The following is a 19859-nucleotide window of genomic DNA, read 5'->3' as shown; positions in this document are numbered from 1 at the left end:
TGTTTGTATATAGGTTTTATCATCAGTTAATGTCCTAACCTTCTTGTCCGTTGCTTTAAGATGCAAAAACAGCATTGATGCACCCGATAGACTATTACAGCATTTGCCTGAACAAAACCTGCATAGAATCTTCTTATATCTTCAGCAACTTTAGACGATGTTTTAAAAGTATTGGGCGAATAGAATTCGCTACTACACAAAGCTTAGTCCACCTCCGTGGACTAATACAAAATCAAGGGTTTTAACCCACGGAGGTGGGTAAAGTCTCGTGTAGCCGCGACTTCTAGTCGCCAGGGCTAGTAACAAATTAGACTTTTCAAACATCCTCTTAGACGACAGGTTTGCTGATATAGTAGCTGATACCGTCAGTACTTGGCGATTTATGATTATTCAAGAGGTATTATGAAACGCTTAATCTACATCATCCCCGTTACTGCAATTGGCTTACTGACATTGGTAGGATGCAACAGCGCTCAAGAATCTGCTACCCAGACTCCTGCTAGCACTGAAACCACTGCGGGAACAACAGTATCCAAAACTACTGGTGCTACGCAGGGAGGTTTTAATAGTTTGGTCAGTGTAGTTTCAAATACAAAAACTGCGGTGTCAGCTGGAAACTTTGACAAAGCTCAACAGGAATTTGATAAGTTTGAAAACTCTTGGTCTAAGGTTGAGGATGGTGTCAAAACTAAATCTTCAAAAACCTATAATACAATCGAAGATGCTGCGACCCAGGTGAAGGGTGCGCTGAAAGCAAAAGATAAAGCAAAAGCTCTTAAGGGGTTACAAACACTTGACACAAATATCGCCACTGTTTCTAAAGGGTGAGGGAAATTAACATACAGCAGGAATCAAAAGACAGTAAAAAAACAAGCTTGATATCTGGCTTTGAGACAAATACTTCTGTACCTGATCAAGTTGGAAACTGCTATATAGGAATCGGAATTTGTTTTTGAAAAAATCTCAGTAGTCTTGTAGTAGCGTCGCAAGACTAAAATGGTGTAACAGCTAAAGGCTCGTAGTAGCGCTTTAGCCCCAAAAAACCATAAATCTAATCCACAAATTTAGTCTTGCCACGCCACTACGTATATTTCAAAAATCAAATACTAGTCCTATAGTTTCCACTGGAGAATTTAGATAATGCGTTCATTTCGCAAGTACCACCGAACTCTGGCGATTATTTTGGCTTTACCGCTTGCTGTAACATTGCTAACTGGTATTGCAGCTACGCTGGTAGGCGAGTGGTCAGCTAACCTTGGAGTTCCGCGTAGTCTACTACTTTCGATTCATCGTGGTGAAATCTTCGGTTTAGAGGGAATCTACCCGATTTTGAACGGATTAGGACTATTGGGGTTGTTGGTTACTGGATTAAGTATGACTAGTTTGTTTGCTAAGAAAAGGTCAAAATCTGAGAATAATTAAAAAAGGCATAACTTCACTTCCCGTGCGATCGCAGTCTTTTAAGATATAAAGACAAATCGGTGACGGTGCGATCGCAAAAGTGTAATGAAGGCATAACCCATTGCAGAAGCAGTTCTCAGAGATATTCCTACTGCTTCCGAACGGAGGCGACTTTTTAAATAGAATCTCAGGAGGAAAATCAATATCTCCATGCCAACACGTGCAGGGAGTGATTTTTTTTTGCTTAGATTCCCAGAACGCGACTTGACTTAGGATAGAACTGTAAAGAGACAGAAGGAAGGAAAAAGTACTTTCATGCGTCATAGTCTACATCATGTCTGGCTACTTACAGCATAATTCTGAAGTAAAACAGGCTTTATGCCTGGTTTTGAGACTTAGGTTGTGTATTTCACCAAATTGAAATCCGCTGGAATTTGGATAGACATAACTTGTTCAATTCTTTGACAAGCTCCTGTCACATCAAGCTCCTAACTTAAAAAATGAATATTAGTTTTGGCGAAATAATTATACGTGACAACAACCAGAAAAATCTTGACAAATTATTGATTTTTACCTTTTAAAGTCAAACTAAAAACCGATTGTAGTCACAATTAACGTCAGCACCTTAATCATCAAAATTAATAATTTCATTCAAAGTTCATTTTTCAATGTCAGACTAATTATCTCAGATGGAAATTATTTTCCTCTAAACAACAAGTATTTTTGAAGGTTAAAATAACTATGAATAATCTATCTCACCAGGCTCTAGAAGTAAATAATAAAAATGAACAACCTTTATATACTGCTGATACAGTGCGTACTTATCTTCGTGAGATTGGACGCATACCTTTATTAACTAATGAGCAAGAGATTAATTTCGCCAAGCAAGTTCAACAAATGATGGCTTTACTTGCTGCGAAAGAAAAATTAGCTATTCAATTAAAACGTCAACCGACACAACAAGAGTGGATTGAAAATATAAATATCGGTGAAAAATCACTGCTGCAACAGCTACGTCAGGGACATCAAGCCAAACAGAAAATGATTCAGGCTAACCTGCGACTTGTGGTGTCTATTGCTAAAAAATATCAAAGACATAACCTAGATTTTCTCGACTTAATTCAAGAAGGAAGTTTAGGTTTAGAGCGAGGAGTTGAGAAATTTGACCCTACTAAAGGGTACAAGTTTTCAACTTATGGCTATTGGTGGATTCGTCAGGCAATTACACGAGCGATCGCCGAAAAAGGACGTATTATTCGCTTGCCTATTCATGTTACAGAAAAGCTGAACAAAATCAAGCGTATTCAACGTGAACTAACTCAAAAATTAGGTCGTACTCCTACCACAGTTGATATTGCCGAAGAACTATCTTTAGATCCCAAACAAATTAGAGATTATTTACTCTTAGCACGTCAACCTGTCTCTCTAGAATTGCGAGTTGGCTCAGAAAAAGATACAGAATTACAAGATATGTTGGAGGATGATGGACTCTCTCCAGAATTATATGCTGACCAAAAGTTTCTCCAACAAAATATTCAAAATTTATTGTCAAAATTAACTCCCCAGCAACGAGAAATATTAACTTTACGTTTTGGTTTAACAGATGGAAATGAACTTTCTTTAGTAGAGATTGGTCAACGTATGGGTATTAGTCGAGAACGAGTGCGACAGATAGAGCAAAAAGCTTTGGGTACTCTACGAAGACATAAGGATAAGATACACAGTTATCTAGCTAGTTAATTTTGATGGGTAGCCCAAACTAGGCATCGCAACCTACAAAAACAGAGATTGAACAGTTAGATCCTTCAGGGTAATGGTGAAGTGACGCTGTTCTGCTGTGGCAATGAATGAAACAATCGCTTCACACGCCACAGCTACAGTTAACATCACTAGGTTTCGTGCCAGGGGATAATCACAGACATCATCATTCACCTCGGAAGGAACGCGATAAACGTCATTCCAAATCACTTCTGCATAATCTGCTGATAGTCCAGCATGAAGACAAGGAATGCTAAATTGTTCAGCATAATCTTTCACTGCTTGACGTGCCATGCTGTTGTCAAAAACATCGACAATTAGCTGAGTGTCTTTGAGTAGTTGAGTTGTATTTGCTGATGTCAACTCCTTTGTTTTGGCATCAACTTTAGTACCAATTGCTCGATATAAATTGTTTGCCAAGATTTTCGCCTTGAATGCTCCAACATCGGAACGGTAGTAAGGCTGAGTCGAAAGATTACGCTCCTCAATGCGATCGCGATCGATCACTGTAAGTTTATCAAAACCAGACCGAGCTAAGTTTTCAGTAATGTTAGCTCCTAATGCTCCAGCGCCACAAATTGTTATAGGATAGTTTTTTAGCTTTGTCATCACAGCATTGGTGCGGTAAAGCTGTTCGTGAAAAAAGACACTCATAATAATTCGTAATTCGTAATTCGTAATTCGTAATTAATACTCTTGTTGTTCCATTACACCTACTAGGGATTGCAAGTCAAAATCGCGATCGCGTCCACTCAGACAAATGCCAGAACTAACAACAGTCAAATCAGTTTTAGCGATCGCGCTACTGTGGCGAATACCATCAGCAGTTGTCCAATCGACTGTCCAATAATCGCTGCGATCGTGGAATTGATTTAATTCACCGCCGCCCATCCGCAATGCCTTTTTCAGTCGCTTTTCATCCTGTTGGGGTTGAGTAAATCCCTCAATGCGCCGAGTTGCTAATTCATACACTGCGCGGATTTCTGGAGTAATGCCCTTGAACTGTAATTCTTCAGCAGGAGTGAGTTGCTTGAGGGCAGATTGCAGAGTTTCAGAAATTGCCGGATCGGTACGGCGATCGACTTCCTCGAACCAGCATGAATGCCCATTCCAGCGGGCAATGATTTGCTCAAAGGCAACGCCCTCGGTTACTAGATGCACTGCGATCGGCTTAACTACCTTCAACCGTTGACGCATATCTACTTCATTTACAGGGTATGTTAACCAAGTTTGTCCCCGCAGTTGGTGTGCTAACCGCAGCCGTATTTGGGGAAAGTGTTGCAGGTATTCCGCAACCTGGGGCAGGTCTGCTTCTTCCACAACTGTTGCTGTTTTCTCATCCACAGCCTGAAAGATGCCCCAACCTTCAAATTTACTAGGCTTTGGACTGAAGGTGTAGACCATCCCGGCTACTCGTGTGCGAACTCGTCCACCCTTGACACAGGGCGCGAGAAATTGGGTAGCAGATAACTGTGCTTCTGCGATCGCAATTTGGTTGATTAGCTTAAGTATGTCAGTCATAAATAATACTCATTTTTCAACAGAATGCTACAGATGCAACCCCAGAAACCGAGATGAAATCTCACTTTTCTAATCCTGAGTTCTTAGCAATTATTCAGAATGCGCGGGAAGAATTTAAGGCAGGCAAGAAGTTGTCTTTGGAAGAGATGAAAAGAGAGATTTTGCAGTAGTGCGATCGCTGCTACTTGATATGCTTTATTCATGTCGATCATCAGTATCAGATATTTGGGTTGAGTAGTTATCTTAGTCATGTACTATTCATTTTATTCTACAAATTTAAAGAATTCATGCTACAAATAGTAATCTGGACTTGGACTTGGGGTTAATAAAAAATAGGTGACTACTTATGATTGATTTGTTTAGAGACTTTCCTTGCGACTGGGATTATCAAGGTGATGCTCATTTCTTATTAGATGAGCTAACTTTACTTGTAACTATTAGCTTGCAGTTACGATTTACAGATGCAACCGAACTGAATGTAAAAATAATTTTAAAAGATGATAATAGAGATGAAAACGGCTCTTTTGCAAATATAGATATAAAGTCAAGTACGGCTAATAAAAAGGCTATTGTAATTCAAGAAAAAGTTGTTTTAATGGGTAGCTCTCATATGCCCAATTACTATAAGCCAGTTATAAATTTCAGATGCTACAAAATGTTTATATATTCCGGCTGGAATTCCAATTTGCCTTTTGGAGAATATGTGAGCGATTTTGTTCGGTTAAAAGCATATCTTAATGATGATGTCTCTTCACATGATGAAATTTTTGGAGTTGAGTTTCAAGGCTTACCTAAGAAGCAAAATAAGGATTTAAACTTAGGAGAACCGGAGTATTTTAGCCCATACTGTTCTTTAAATAGTGAATATGAATTAAAATGTGGTAAAAGCTATGTAATACACAATCAAGATTCATTTAGACAACCTAATATAGAAACATTCTACAAATTGAGCTTTATAGATATATTACGTTCTATCAAGACTCAGAATAATCTAAGTTTATTAACACATAACATTCAAGAGCTTGAACAAACAATGTTTCAATGTTGTGCTTTTTTAAGCATACTTTGTGACTATGAGATTATACCAATTTACTATGATTTTACGATTTATTCAAAATGCTTAGATAAGCAAATTCAAGGAAAATTAGTTCCTATATGGGAAAAGGCAAAGATTTCCAGATTATCAAAGGCATGGCCAAAGCAAGGTGTTGCTCTACATCACAATGCAGAGGCTTTTTTAGAATGTTGTCCATTGGATAAGCAACTTAGTAATGGTATTCTTGAACTGAGGACAACAGTTTTGGATGTCACTTCAGAATCAAAATTATATGCTTCTTGTTCTGCAATTGAGTACTTTTACTCCTACTGGTTAAGAAATTTGGGAGGTGTTCAAAAAATGGAAAAGGCATTTATTCAAAATTCACCTCTTCTGCCTTCAGATAAAAAATTTAATTATTCATTAATTGATGCTAAAAAGGCAAATGGTAGGACACCAGCTCTTTCTTTAACGATTCGATTTTTCCTTGATAAACTAGGGATTGATTGGAATAAATACATCAAAAAATCTAAGGGGACACCTGATTTTTTGAATATAAGAAATAATTTGCTGCATGGTAAATATACAGATGGAGACCTTCCTGTAATTTATGCTAGTCAAGTAGCAGAAAAAATAGCAATAGAAGTAATGCTCTATATTTTAAAGAAAATATCTAAATCTAATATAGATTTTTACACCAACATTCCTATTGAAGAACCAATAAATCACCATACAATATTATCTGATGGTTGGTCTGAAATAGTCCAAGCTTTAGATATGTTTATAAATGGAGAACAGGATGAAGTATTCTGGTCTTTGAGAACCAGGGAATTATGGCAGGAAATTTGGAATAGTGAGAAATAATTACGCTAATTGAGAACCAACGGAGTTAGGAGTAACAGGATATATGAAAGCCATTGCCTATCATTTAAGTATGTAGGCAATGCCATATTCTAACCTCACTTATCCGATCGCACAGGCAACGGCATATCCAAAATCTCCATCAGCAAATCCAGACGAGAGGGGCGCGTCAGGAGTGGGACGAGGTTCGGCAAACTGTAGTAGTCACCCTCGAAAGTAAACGTATCTACAGGTGCTTGCTGCTGCTTCAGTTGACTCTCCACCCAGTTGTAATGAGTACCCACACGGACAATCACCACATTGGGCATTATCGCCAACTCCCGGCAGTAGGTCTTGTAGACTTCACCGAAGTAAGGAGCCGCATTTTCGCCCTCATCCGTCACTAGGATAATCTGGTCAACCACCTGCTTTTTCCGCCGCATTGCTTCCAATGCACAGCCGATGCTAGTACCACCGCCTGCATTGATGTGCTGGAAAGCACGCTCCCAGTCGGTCAACTCCTTCCCCTTTGCTGTAACAGGATAAGGAATGGTATCGAAGGCGTAGACAAACAGTTCTGCCTTAGTGATACCAGAGATTAGGGCAGCGAGTTGCTTACCGATCGCGATCGCATTTTCCATTGAGCCAGACTTGTCTACCAGTAAGGCAGTTGGACGTGCGATCGCACCGCGCCGCTTCACCTGCTCATTTGTCACCTTTTCCAATAGGGCAACGGTGTCTGCGTCAAAATCTCCTGCATCTGTGGCAATCTGTGCTTTGAATGCAGAGACACGTCCACTTTTAGACGCTGACTCCAACTTGGAATCAATCAGCATCTTGACTTCTGGGTGATCCATTGCACCTCTAGTCTGGAGAGACTTGAGGTTATTGATCGCTTCCTGGGGAGTCATACTGTTGATTAACGCCACCAGCACAACTGGTGTAAGTTGCTTGATCGCACCAATGGCGATCGTGTAAGGAATGTTGAACTCCACAATTAGCCGTGCCTGTTCGATGGCACTTTCTGCCTTAGCAAGCTGCTTCAGCACATTTGCTAAGGAACCCTCTGGAGGAGTATTGCGGAACAGAATCGCATTTGCCCGCTCATTCGGCTTGATGTGCAGTGAAGCATATAAGTGCTTCATTGCCTTACGACCTCGCAAAGCAGCGCGATCAAACAGAGCCAGATTGCTCTCCCGCACCTTCAAGTAACGCCGCACCGCAGTCCGAGCCGAACGAGGCAGCTTATTCTGCTGCTGCTTCATGAAGTCCACCACACGAGCCACCTGATAGGGAGGAAACTCTTGGAGCATCATAAATCCAGCTTCTCGGTGTTCAGTCAAATTGCTAGTTAACAAATGAGCAACAAACACCTCCTTGTGGTCGCGGACATCACCATGACGCTGATACCAAACTGCCAGATGTCCATAGAAGATGGGATCGAGTTCAACAATTAACTGATGAATTTCTGTAACTTGCTCTAGCTTGCGGTGAGGACTTGTGAGCAAACTGTTGAGTATTTCCAAACGCAGGTCACGTTCTGCGGTGTTCATTATGAACCTCCTTTAAGAATTTTGGATTTTAGATTTTGGATTTTGGATTGCAATCTAAAATCCACGCATTGCAGGAGGCAGATGTTGCACGCGAGGCGATAAAGTCACCGCGCAAGTTGTAGAAGCATTGTGTATAAATTTTTCAGACTTATGTAAGCTTCCGCGATCAGGGCGCGGCAACAACTGCCAATTGATAAAAATGAAATAAGATCACCTCATGCAAGTCGAAAAAGCTGTTGATTCATACACGGGATTTGAACCCGCGATCGCTTGATCTTAAGTCAAGTGCCTGTACCAATTCGGCTAGTATGTAAGCTTTTCCAGTGAGGGCACGAAGTGAGAATTTTAGTTTTGAGAAAGTTGATTCAAAATAAATCGAATTTCCTTCTTGTTACACTGCTGTTTCCTGATAGCGTAAATTATTCGATCTCTATACATTGCAGCAGAACGATGAATTATACCTTTGACAACATCTGTCACATAATGAGTTGGTGGCGGTGGAAAATCTTCAAAGGTAATAAAATACCAAATCTCGTTTAGCTTCTGGTATTGATGATAATTATCAATGATCACAATATCAGTTTGTTCTTGCTTTAGCTTCTGCTTTCGAGCCACTTTCTCGGCTGCACAAAGAATTCCAGTTTCAGGATGGATATAGAAGCGATCGCGATGGTTTGCATCTAGCTGAATTCGATACCCTCGATAAGGCTTGCTATAAAAACCACCATCAATTATTTCCACATGCCGTTCAACGTAGTCCCACACATGATCGATAACATGCTGTCCTGCCATTGTGTTGGGATCTAATTTTTGACACAGTTCGCTGTAAACGTCATTCCAAGGCTGTCCGACTTGCGATCGCAAAAACCGACGCAGAGGGCCGAGATGATCTGAAAGATACTTGGATTTATTTGTTGCTTTAATCAGGTAGGAATTCAACAATCCATCCTGACTCGCTTCCTCGGTGAGTTTGTATAATCGCTTCTTAAAACCAGTCACTTTTTTGAGACTGATTCTTCTCCCACCGCGAGGACGCTCAATCACAATCTCGCTCAAACGATGTTCGCTCATATCTCACATTGTTTAAATGCAGTTGTACTAATTGAGTTGTTATTAAACATGAGTTAGTGAACATCATTGAACTCACCTCTGTATTGAGTAAAGGTTATAGATAAATAGGCTTAGGTTAAGGCTTGATCCTCTCTAACCCCCCCTTTTTAAGGGGGGTTGGGGGGAACTTACGGGGCAAAATATCACTAACACCAAGCGTATTGGGTTATAGATAAATACGATTTAAATAATTGGAATTCCGCACAAGTTAGCAAAGCAGTTTTCACAATTGCCTATACCAATTTGGCTACGCTCCCATCAAAGGGAGCGGCAGGAATCGAACCTGCAATCCGTTGCCGGATGGTGTGTGTAGGCTTCACAAATTAGGGCGCGGAATAAAGCTATGCAGTTAGAAATGAAGCAAAAGTTTATGTTTTAAACTTTCTTCCCTCCTGCCTCCTTTAACCATAGACAGCTTCAGGACGGATGATCAAATCACCACTGGGACGGCGATCAATTACGTAAACAGAGAGGCGATCGCTATTCACATCTAAATGCCGAGCAACGCGCTCCTTCACTGCCACATCATTCATCCCTGCTGCAATTCCCAATTGTCTTTCTGGAACATCAACAGAACGTCCTTCAAATCGAATATGAACCATTGCAATCACCTCTTGTTTTAATTACGAATTCGTATTAGTGGATCTGATCGGGATTGAACCGATACCCTCCCTGTGAGAGTTACACTCACACCTCGTGCGAGTCGAAAAAGCTGTGGTGACACACGCAGGAATCGCACCTGCAACTTATCGTTTTAGAGACGATAGCTCTACTATTGAGCTAGTATGTAAGCTTTTTCTGTTAGGGCACAAGTGACATCCGGGATCTCTACCGTTAGAGCTACAGACCCAAGGAAAGCATGATTGCGATGCTCCAATTGAGGTTATTGCAACCTTCAATAGAAGTCAAAGCAAATGGAGCCGTCGGGAATTGAACCCGAATCCTGCAACCGTCCGTTTGTTGGCTTCGGAGCAGTCGAACACCAATCGCGGCCCCAAACAGTGGCATCTATGCAATTGTCAAGCTTCTGAGAGGTTTTAGTTTTGCCTTTTGTTGTCGTCTTTATTTTCATACTACGAATGTAGTATACTCTCTACATAATGTCAAGGGGATACTACAAATTTTGCAGTCCAATGCGTGTTATTTAGATAGGACTTACGCACACAAGGGGCTGGGGGTTAGGTCTTCTTTATACTTATCTGAAAATCGCTGTATTGCGAAATTAACTGCGGTTATCTATCTGAGCGCGTTGCAAACTTCCAGAAAAGTCAATATAGACACTTTTCCATTCTGTGAAAACATCCAAAGCAGTAGTTCCAGCTTCGCGGTGTCCATTACCGGTTTGTTTCACACCACCAAAGGGCAAATGTACCTCTGCCCCAATAGTGGGGCCGTTAATATAGGTGATACCTGCTTCGATGTCGCGCATGGCAGTAAAAGCCCGGTTGATATCGCGGGTGTAAACTGAAGAAGAAAGACCATAATTGCTATCGTTGAGAATTGCGATCGCTTCCTCAAATGAACTAACCTCAATTAATACCACCACTGGCCCAAATATCTCTTCACGAGCAACTCGCATATCACGAGTTACATCATCCAAAATAGTTGGTTGAAAGAAATAACCGTTTTTCAATGAGCCTTCACTGGCAATTTCTCCACCAATTAAAACCTTTGCTCCTTCTTCACGGGCGATATCCAAATACCTGCTCACCTGCTGGAGTTGCTTTTCATTGACAATCGGGCCAATATCTGTATTCGGGTCAGTACCAGCACCCAAGCGTAACTTACTGGTACGCTCATAAAGCATAGTGGTAAATTTTTCCTTGATATCATGATGCAAAATCAGGCGACTAGTAGCCGTACATCGTTGACCTGTTGTCCCAAATGCTCCCCACACTGCACCATCGAGAGCAAGTTCTAAATCCGCATCTTCCATCACCACTTGAGCGTTTTTACCACCCATTTCCAAACAGACACGCTTGTGAGTGCGTCCGCAAGTAGCGCCGACAAAGGCACCCGTTTCTGAAGAACCAGTAAACGATACCAAATCTACATTAGGATGCTCAACTAAAGCTTTCCCCGCCTCCTCTCCCACACCATGCACCAAGTTAATTACTCCTGGTGGTAAACCTGCTTGTTGGAAAATTTCAATCAATTTAGTTGCACAGGCGGAGGTATCTTCGGCAGGTTTGAGGATGACTGTATTGCCACACACCAAGGCTGGCATAGCTTTCCAGCAAGGAATTGCCACAGGGAAATTCCAGGGAGTAATTAAGGCACAAACTCCTATGGGCATCCGCACAGTCATGGCGAATTTATTGGACATTTCCGACGGTGTGGTTTGCCCAAATAGTCGCCGCCCTTCGCCAGCACTGTAAAAGGCGCAGTCAATACCTTCTTGCACATCTCCCCTGGCTTCTGTCAAGGGTTTACCCATTTCCCGACTGATTAACTGGGCAAGTTCTTCTTTATGCTGAAGTAATATTTCTCCGACGCGAAAGATGTATTCTGCCCTAGCTGGGGCTGGGACTGTGCGCCAACTGCGGTAGGCTTTACGGGCGGCGGCTACTGCTATATCTACATCCTGAAATTGAGAACGGGGAAATGTGGCAACCACTTCGGTTTTGTCAGCAGGGTTGCGACTTTCTAGGGTTGCTTCCTCTCCAGCACTCAACCATTGACCGTCTATGTAATTGCGGCAAGATAGCGGAGTTGTCATTTTGAAAATCTCCGGCTGATGATCCACTGAAACTTGTGTATTAAGTTTGCTTGCTTTCTAGGTTATCCTCAAGTTTAGGAAATTGGTGTGAGAACCAAATATCGATATAAAAATTAAGGCACGAAAGCCAACACCCCCACAGGAGAACCAGAACCACCACGCAATCTCAGAACTGCGATCGCTAGAGTAGTACCTTTAGGTGGCAGTTGATCCAAATTGGTGAGATTTTCCAACACAATGCGCGGTTGTTCTAAAACTAGGCGGTTAATCGCAAAACTATTATCCTGTCCAGGGTCTACACCATGAGTATCAATTCCCACCCCAGAAATTTGCCGTTCATTCAGTAAAAATTGAGTCGCATCGCTGCCAAACCCAGGAAAGTGAGCAATTCCTTGAGCATCATGATTGAGGAATGCACTTTTATCAAACCACTTTTTTTGCCATCCAGTATTCAGTATAACTACGCAGCCAGCAGAAATTTCACCGTATTGTTCTTCCCAAGCCAGAACATCAGCAATAGTCAGGGCATAATCAGGATTAACCGCTGTGGCTGGGCGAATATCTATGACCACCGCAGGTACAACCAAAGACTGGGCGGGATATTGGTCAATTCCCACAGCAGAACTATGAAAACTGTTAGGGGCGTTGATATGGGTAGCGCTATGTTCCCCCAAGGAGAAACGTCGGAGGTAGTAGCCATCATTATTTAGTTCAGCCACAGTTTCAAATTCTACTGTGGGATCTCCAGACCATTGGGGAATATCTATGTCAATTACATGACTTAGGTGGATAACGCGTGTGTAGGTGATACTATTTTGACTTTGGGGTTGTATCATCCCAGCCTTCTATTTTATTTGTACTTAGGGATTTTTTTCAAAGGAGCGATGCCTGGGTTGGTCTACGCCTACGCAAAGGATAGTACTACCATTACAACGTTTTTCAATCAATTGAACTCCTAATTCCCTATAGTAGGAGAAATAATCCCCCCAATTCCTGCAAATTTCAGGTTGTTGGGGGGTTCAAATGTTGCAGCAAAAAGCGAATTAATCTTAGTTAACAACCAATAGGTTAAATTTTTATTAAGACTAGGTTAAGGTTATGTGATATAGCAGGGGACTGGGGACTCTTTACTGGGGACTGGGTTGAAAGTCTGTTTGTATATAGGTTTTATCATCAGTTAATGTCCTAACCTTCTTGTCCGTTGCTATATCTACGTTGAGGCTTGCTCCTGTAGTGGAATCACGATGACAAACTCGGCACCTTCTCCTAGTGCTGAAATACATTGGATTTGCCCACAGTGTTTTTTGACAACAATTTGGTAGCTAATTGATAACCCCATACCCGTGCCTTTACCCACAGGTTTTGTAGTGAAGAAGGGGTCAAATAGGCGTTTGCGTACTTCCTCAGTCATGCCTGGGCCATTGTCGGCAATGCTAATGATTACACGGTCTTCTTGGATGAGGGTGCGAATGCGAATCTGGGGAAAAGTCATTTGTCCTTGGTCATTTGTCCTTTGTTCAGTGTTGTTTACTAATGACAAATGACTAATGACAAATGACTCTTCTAAAGCATCGATCGCATTTGCCAACAAATTCATAAACACCTGATTCATCTGTCCAGCGTGACACACTACCGGTGGCAGGTTGCCGTAGTCTCGGATTACTTGGATTTCGGGATGTCCTGGTTTGGCTTTCAGGCGATTTTGCAGTAGCAGCAAGGTGCTATCCATACCTTGATGAATATCCACTGCTTTCATACCGTCTTCATCAAGGCGAGAAAAATTGCGTAAAGATAGGACAATCTGCCGAATGCGTTCGGCTCCCATCTTCATAGAATCGAGGATTTTGGGTAAATCGTGCTTGATAAAGTCTAAATCTATGGCGTAGATTTGTTGGTGAATCTCTGGTGTTGGTGGGCAGTAACTCTGTTGATAAAGTTCTACCAAGTGCAGCAAATCTTTGGTATATTCACGGGCGTGGCTAATATTGCCGTAGATAAAATTGACGGGATTATTAATTTCGTGGGCAATACCTGCAACCAATTGTCCTAAACTGGACATTTTTTCAGTTTGAATCAGTTGCGCTTGGGTTTGTTGAAGTTCTAGCAATGCCGCTTCTAGTTGCTGGGCTTTGTCTTGGGCAGTTTGGGCAGCGATGCGACTTTGGGTGTAAAGTTTAGCTTGGTCAATAGCGATCGCTAGTTGAACTGTAACTGCTTGTAGTAATTCTACTTCGTTGTCCAGCCAAGGACGGAAGCCACTACAATAACCACAGCTAAATGTGCCAATTTCGCCAGATTGAGTGTGTACGGGCAGCGACATAAAGGCAGTGAAACCAAAATCCTGCATAAACTGGCGTGTAGTGCGATCGTCCACAGTCTCAGCATCATTAATGCAGATGATTTCTCTGTTCAAGGTTTTGGTTGCGATTAGTTCAATTTCTGCATTAGTTGCTTGGTCGTTAAGCAAACAGGGGAAAAAGGAACTTTTCACCTCGTATACTTTATCCCAGTATGGTACATCAGCGTCCTGCCGATACCACAAGAAAGCGCAGCGATCGATTTGGAATAAGTTGCGAATCTCCTGCACTGCGGTTTCCACAATGTGATTGACATCCAAAGAAGCCCGAATCTGACTAGAAAGACGATTGATTAGTGCTTCTCGCTGGGCGCTTTCTCTGAGTGCAATTTCTGCTTGTTTGCGCTTGATGCCAATAGCAATCTCCTGGGCGGCAAATTCCAGGGCTGTGAAAGTTGATTCTGTCAATGTTTGGCGGGCAAACATGGCTATCACCCCGACAGTTTCATCTTCAACAATCAGGGGATAGCCAGCGAAGGCGACCATACCCTCTCGCTGTGCCCACTCTTTGTTACCCACGCGGGCATCTGTCTGCACAGAGTTAGTTAGGTGGGGTTTGCCCTCTTCGGCAATCAAACCAATTTTGAATTGACCGACTGGCACACGTTTATGGAGTCCATTAATATGAGTGTACATCCCCGAACTGACTTGCAACTCTAATACATTGTCTTGTTTGTTCAGTATCCAGATGCGAGCAAAGGCTGCATCAAGATGTTCAACTAAAGCCTCAGTGCAGAGGCGCATCATGTTCTGTAAGTTGTCACTTTGGGCAAGTGCCGCGTCTACATCGGCACGAAAATTTGCTAAATGTGCTAGTTCTGCTAGAGCTTCTAATGCTGCTTGGATGTTGTCGCTAGTGTCGCGGACAAGAACTATGATTTGCTGGTCTGGTAATGGTAATAACCTAGCTTCAAAATTATTGTTCCCTGCTGATAGTGGTAAGGTAGATTCAAAACTGACTTCATATTGAGTTTCAACTACTTGAGTTATTGCTTGGTGGAAGCGATCGCCTACAGCAGTCGGTAGGCATTCTCGCAAACTCTTGCCCTGACAATCTCCTGTTGGAATATACAGATTCTTCATCAATCCTTGCTTGTAATCCAGAATAATTCCATCAGCATCAAGACGAAAGTATAAATCAGGCAGCACTTGCAAAACCGCTGCAAATTCTGATGTTTTTTGGTGTAACTGTGCTTCAACTGCTTGGCGTTTTGCAGTCTCAGATTGCAGTTGCTCCAGTGCGTTTTTGAATTCTGCCGCCTGTGTTTTTTCTGTAGTTTTACGTAGGCGATGAGAAAAATTGGTAGACATCGAGTAGCTTTCCGTCAGGATAGGTTTGCTTCCCACTATCGTCACTTCTGTTACTTGGTGGTGCAGAAAACTTTTTTGAGTCTAATGATGAGAAGCCTGTGTAGTCAAAATATCGGCTGAAACCCATTGTCCTCGTTGGACTTTTACGGAGATGTCTAAAATGCTGTCTCACTAAAAATTATTTATCCATAAGGGTTTCAGGAGTTTTCTGCACCACCAAGCTTCTGTTATATCTACACAATAACCGATGTAACCGACAAAGCTGCCATCTACTACAAACCGTGGTGCAGCTATATCTAAAATATCATTAAGATTAGTTTCATATTTTTAGTGAAATTTAAAATACCCATGTATGGAAAAGTTGCTTAACCAGCTTTCTTATTTAAATCATCTCTAAATTCATATTGTTTATGTAATCACATTGCTCAAAAATCTGATTCTGCTTCACAGAAACTACATGATTCTCCATGAGGCAGTTACGTCTTGATAAAAAATTTACAATCCTCAAGAATTTCATATCAAATCAATATTTTGTTAATTTTTATTTTTTCCAGCAAAACCCGATTTTTCAAAATTGTCTTAGTCGTTCAAAACGGCTGATACCAAAAATGAGAGAAATGCTAAATGTGATATCAACAGGTTGCTAGAATGGCTGGCGATAGCGTTTTATATGTTATAAAGCTCACAGGAATTCATGTTAGGCGGAAACTACTCTATGGAACCAGATAAACTGGGCCGTTTTAAGGAGTACGGCGAATTCATCCTCAGAAAGATAGATTCTGTACCCCAGTCCCCTTCTAAACAAGAAGATTGGGTTCCAGCAAGTCTTGATGACTGTCTCCTTCGTCTGCGGTCAGCTGCCCAGAAAACTGTAGACCTGGCAACTTCGCCTGTGAAAATTGGTGTGATGGGGGAATTCAGTAGTGGGAAAACCTTACTTTTAGGCAGTCTAATTGGATATGCAGATGCTTTGCCAGTCAGTGAAAACCCTACTACAGGTAATGTTACTGCCATACATATCATACCGCAAGATGGCTTTACAACAACGCAATTAAGTAATTTTACTGTAGATTATCTTTCTCATGAAGGAGTACATGAGTGTCTACGCTTCATGCTAGGGGAAGCCAATAAACGAACAACAGCAGCCGGGCTTCCTCCTATACCAGTATCGAAACTCAACTCTGGTAAAGATATTATTAGCTGGTGTGAGGAAGCATGGAATAGTAGTAACAATTTGGAGCTACGTTATTTACTCCGGGAGTTGGTATTATTCCTGCGGGCTTATCACGCTTATGGGGAAGTTATGTGTGGCGTCCGCTACCAGATTGATGCTACCACCGCCCGCGAGGGGCTACAGCTAGTCGAACAGCCAATGGCAATCCAAACTCTGAAATTTGAGGATCTACCGCCAGCACACATCCGATTACCAAGTCCACCCCAGAGGCTACCAACAAAGTTATTGCAAAACAGTTTCCCACTCATCCGCCGCGTAGATATAGATGTGAAAATCTCACGGGAAATTTGGGATTTTACCGGCGCAGCTAAATTTATTCTCATTGACTTTCCAGGATTGGGGGCTGCTAATTCGGGGGCTAGAGATACCTTTTTGTCACTGCGGGAATTGGCAGAAGTACAGACGATTTTAGTACTGCTAAATGGTAAATCTCCCGGTAGCGATCGCGCCAATAAAATCTTTACGATGATGCAGCAGCAGCGACCGGGACAAGACCTGAAAGATTTAATTCTCGTCGGTGTGGGTCGCTTCGATCAACTACCTTTAGACAGTGAGGGTGGCGAAAGAGAACTTGACCAACTGATTGAATATAGCCCAGCTAATAGTCATTTGCACGAAGAAACGGTTTTCCAAAAACTCAAAGTTCTGCAAACTACCATTGATGGTGCAGAAGCGTTTACAACCCAAAAAGACCGCATCGTTTTACTGTCGCCACTGTTGGGACTGGCTGAATTAGCAAAACGTTCTACTACAGTCAAAGCAGGCTCTCCAGAGTTTTTGGCTAACTTAGACTATCCTGATTACTTAGATCGGTCTAAACGGCTACAAGAGAAATGGGAGCGCTTAAGTGAAGGGCTGCTAGAATCTGATCCCCGCAGTTATTTAGGCAGACAGCTAGGTTACTTTGCTCAAGATGGGGGACTTAGTAAGCTGCGGGAATTGATTCAAACCCACGTAGCTACTCATGGTCTGAAGCAATTGTATGAAGATACTCGGAGAGCTGCTGATGTGGTGAGTCAGCAACAAGATCACTTGAAGGACATCATAGATGAAATTCACGAGCAAGGCATCCCCACAGGCGATAGTCCCGCTTTTATCGAGTTGCGCTTTGTCCTCGAAAGCTTGGATAAAATCTACAGGAATTTTCAAAAAGATTTAGGGAAAGAACCACTCAAAGACCGGCGCGGTGTTGTTGTCAGCGATGTAGTGAAAGACGAACTCACCTTTAGAATCCTTAATTGGAACCAGTGGACTTTACTCTTCAACAAAGCCAACAATGGAGCGATCGCTCTGGCAGAATCTAAAGGTGCAGCCGGGAAATTATTTGATCGGGGAAACCGCGTAAATAGTTCCCTTCCGACTAAGAGCGATGATTTTTATCCAGTCTTTGAGAAAACCGTTAAAGAAGTAGAAGATTTTGCCCGCGATCGCATCCAGCAAGCAGTGGTAGATTTGTTAAACCAATTGTCAAATCATGTCGCCCCAGAACGCGAACAATTGCAGGCAATTTTCCATCCAGAAATGGAGCAAGAAATCGAAGAAAAATTTGGTTTTGAAGATGCTGATATCTTTTACAAATTATTACTAGGATGCGATCCTAACGAATGGAAAGAAGCAATCATCTCCGAAATTAGTAGTAAAGACAAAACCGTTGCACCCGAAATCATTTTTCCTTTAGCGCGTCAAGACGATAAACACAACGTTGGTCAAATCTTTGATTGGGCACCAGAGAAAAGCCAAGGCTTACCCAGATCGAGCAATCACCAACTTTTAGTACTGCGACTGCGAGATGAAATCACTGCTAGCGCTAGTCTTCATCTTGTGCAGTATGTTAGCGAAGTTAATCAGCAAATTAATTCCGAACTAGAAGGCATTTTGGATCAAATTATTCCTAGTTTGCAAAACCTTTCAAAAAAAGAAACTTTGCTGAGATATTTGGCGGCTGGGGAATTGCCATCTGAGATAGCAATTCCTACTTGGTTACAGATTCTTTCAGAAATTGCCGCGATTTCTGACTCAGATGATTTGAGATAAGCCAACTCACAAAATGACTGATTGCGATCGGGTGCGGATATGAGGATGTATTTGTGAGACGTGATGCGATTTTTTATACAATTTTCAAGCGTGTCCCAGGATTGTTTTTCGAGTTAGTAGAACAGCCACCAGCCGAAGCTACTAACTATCGCTTTGAATCAGTTGAAGTTAAAGAACCGACATTTCGGATTGATGGGGTATTTTTACCTCCGCCTGATGCAACATCTCAGATGATCTTTTTTGCTGAGGTACAATTCCAAAAGGATGAGTTACTGTACCATCGCTTTTTTTCAGAATCCATGCTGTATATGTATCGTAACGCGTCGCTTTACGATGACTGGTACGGGGTAATTATTTTACAGTCTCGCAGCTTGGAACCAGAAAAAACCACTATTCACAGATCGCTACTGAACAGTTCCCAAGTAAAACGGATTTATTTGGATGAGTTAGGTAGTCCTGATGAGCAAAAAGTAGGCATCAGTTTGATGCAGTTGACTATTGCCTCAGAGACTCAAATGGTTCAAGAAGCAAAACGTTTAATTGAGCGGGTGCAACAAGAGCAGATAACTGTCTTGGCTAAGAAGGAGATAATAGATGTAATCACAACGATCGCAGTTTATAAATTTGCCAACTTAAGTCGTGAAGAGGTAGAGGCTATGTTAGGAGTTAAGTTAGAAGAAACTAGGGTTTATCAAGAAGCTAAACAAGAAGGACGAGAAGAAGGACGAGAAGAAGGACGAGAAGAACTAAAACTTGAACTTGTATCTCAGCTATTAGCTCATGGTATGTCGATGGAAGACGTTGCCCAATTACTTAATTTAACCATTGAACAAGTAAGACTTGCAGCTGAGTAATCACAACAATTACTGGTTATAAATTTGTAAACTTAAGCCGTGAAGAGGTAGAGGCAATGTTTGAAATTACGTTACAAGAAACTAGGGTTTATCGAGAAGCTAAATAAGAAGGACGACAAGAAGGACTAAAAC

At 41.8% G+C, this 19859-nt stretch carries 16 protein-coding genes and 1 tRNA gene; 6 read left to right on the top strand and 11 right to left on the bottom strand.

Translation table 11 applies throughout. From position 1 onward, the window contains the following. Positions 1-402: 402 nt before the first annotated feature. Together HWQ41_RS32295 and HWQ41_RS32290 are read left to right on the top strand one after the other, a co-directional pair. On the top strand, positions 403-828 hold the full coding sequence (locus tag HWQ41_RS32295; protein WP_292772029.1) for a DUF4363 family protein: 426 nt from the start codon (positions 403-405) through the stop codon (positions 826-828). Positions 829-1140: 312 nt separating this feature from the next. Further along, entirely contained in the window at positions 1141-1422 is a 282-nt protein-coding gene (locus tag HWQ41_RS32290) for a peptidase (protein WP_292772027.1), read from the top strand. Between the two features lie 38 nt (positions 1423-1460). Here the strand turns inward: HWQ41_RS32290 and HWQ41_RS32285 are convergent, their stop codons facing one another. After that, positions 1461-1613, bottom strand: a complete 153-nt coding sequence (locus tag HWQ41_RS32285) for a hypothetical protein (RefSeq protein WP_292772025.1) — start codon at positions 1611-1613, stop codon at positions 1461-1463. A 529-nt stretch (positions 1614-2142) separates the two neighbouring features. On the opposite strand from HWQ41_RS32285, the gene HWQ41_RS32280 reads away from it, so the two are divergent. Continuing rightward, positions 2143-3141 (top strand): RNA polymerase sigma factor, RpoD/SigA family, encoded by a 999-nt coding sequence (locus tag HWQ41_RS32280; protein WP_292772023.1) that lies wholly within the window; start codon positions 2143-2145, stop codon positions 3139-3141. Between the two features lie 33 nt (positions 3142-3174). Here HWQ41_RS32280 and HWQ41_RS32275 read toward each other — a convergent pair whose 3' ends face one another. The 3 genes from HWQ41_RS32275 to HWQ41_RS32265 all read right to left on the bottom strand — a co-directional run bounded on the left by HWQ41_RS32275 (position 3175) and on the right by HWQ41_RS32265 (position 4931). After that, entirely contained in the window at positions 3175-3813 is a 639-nt protein-coding gene (locus tag HWQ41_RS32275; protein ID WP_292772021.1) for a ThiF family adenylyltransferase, read from the bottom strand. Positions 3814-3846: 33 nt separating this feature from the next. Next, positions 3847-4680 carry a hypothetical protein gene (locus HWQ41_RS32270; RefSeq protein WP_292772020.1) on the bottom strand — a complete coding sequence of 278 codons (834 nt, stop codon included), beginning with the start codon at positions 4678-4680 and terminating at the stop codon, positions 3847-3849. An 83-nt stretch (positions 4681-4763) separates the two neighbouring features. After that, a complete protein-coding gene (locus HWQ41_RS32265) occupies positions 4764-4931 on the bottom strand; it encodes a hypothetical protein (RefSeq protein ID WP_292772018.1) in 168 nt (55 codons plus the stop codon). 95 nt (positions 4932-5026) lie between these two features. Between HWQ41_RS32265 and HWQ41_RS32260 the strand changes: the two genes are divergently transcribed. Continuing rightward, a complete protein-coding gene (locus HWQ41_RS32260) occupies positions 5027-6580 on the top strand; it encodes a hypothetical protein (protein ID WP_292772016.1) in 1554 nt (517 codons plus the stop codon). A 95-nt stretch (positions 6581-6675) separates the two neighbouring features. Here HWQ41_RS32260 and HWQ41_RS32255 read toward each other — a convergent pair whose 3' ends face one another. From HWQ41_RS32255 to HWQ41_RS32225, 7 genes are all read right to left on the bottom strand, one after another. Next, entirely contained in the window at positions 6676-8109 is a 1434-nt protein-coding gene (locus HWQ41_RS32255; RefSeq protein WP_292772014.1) for a VWA domain-containing protein, read from the bottom strand. Positions 8110-8351: 242 nt separating this feature from the next. Next, a tRNA-Leu gene (locus HWQ41_RS32250) sits at positions 8352-8422 on the bottom strand. Between the two features lie 32 nt (positions 8423-8454). Then, the gene (locus tag HWQ41_RS32245; RefSeq protein WP_292772012.1) at positions 8455-9180 is read right to left on the bottom strand and encodes a hypothetical protein; all 726 of its coding nucleotides are present in this window, start codon (positions 9178-9180) and stop codon (positions 8455-8457) included. A gap of 440 nt (positions 9181-9620) precedes the next feature. Beyond that, the gene (locus HWQ41_RS32240; protein WP_292772011.1) at positions 9621-9821 is read right to left on the bottom strand and encodes a hypothetical protein; all 201 of its coding nucleotides are present in this window, start codon (positions 9819-9821) and stop codon (positions 9621-9623) included. A gap of 620 nt (positions 9822-10441) precedes the next feature. After that, positions 10442-11938: an aldehyde dehydrogenase family protein gene (locus tag HWQ41_RS32235; protein ID WP_292772009.1), complete on the bottom strand. Its 1497-nt coding sequence runs from the start codon at positions 11936-11938 to the stop codon at positions 10442-10444. Between the two features lie 113 nt (positions 11939-12051). Next, entirely contained in the window at positions 12052-12774 is a 723-nt protein-coding gene (locus HWQ41_RS32230; protein WP_292772007.1) for a cyclase family protein, read from the bottom strand. Positions 12775-13148: 374 nt separating this feature from the next. Next, complete coding sequence (locus HWQ41_RS32225; protein WP_292772005.1) at positions 13149-15605, bottom strand: GAF domain-containing protein; 2457 nt, start codon at positions 15603-15605, stop codon at positions 13149-13151. A 715-nt stretch (positions 15606-16320) separates the two neighbouring features. Here HWQ41_RS32225 and HWQ41_RS32220 point away from each other — a divergent pair. Further along, entirely contained in the window at positions 16321-18873 is a 2553-nt protein-coding gene (locus HWQ41_RS32220) for a proteasome protein (RefSeq protein ID WP_292772003.1), read from the top strand. A gap of 53 nt (positions 18874-18926) precedes the next feature. Then, positions 18927-19727 carry an Rpn family recombination-promoting nuclease/putative transposase gene (locus tag HWQ41_RS32215; protein ID WP_292772001.1) on the top strand — a complete coding sequence of 267 codons (801 nt, stop codon included), beginning with the start codon at positions 18927-18929 and terminating at the stop codon, positions 19725-19727. Positions 19728-19859 lie beyond the last annotated feature (132 nt).

The organism is Nostoc sp. NOS(2021) (assembly GCF_017115025.1).
Taxonomy (GTDB): domain Bacteria; phylum Cyanobacteriota; class Cyanobacteriia; order Cyanobacteriales; family Nostocaceae; genus Nostoc.
The sequence above is the reverse complement of the archived record's forward strand: the minus strand, read 5'-3'. Positions and strand labels throughout refer to the sequence as shown.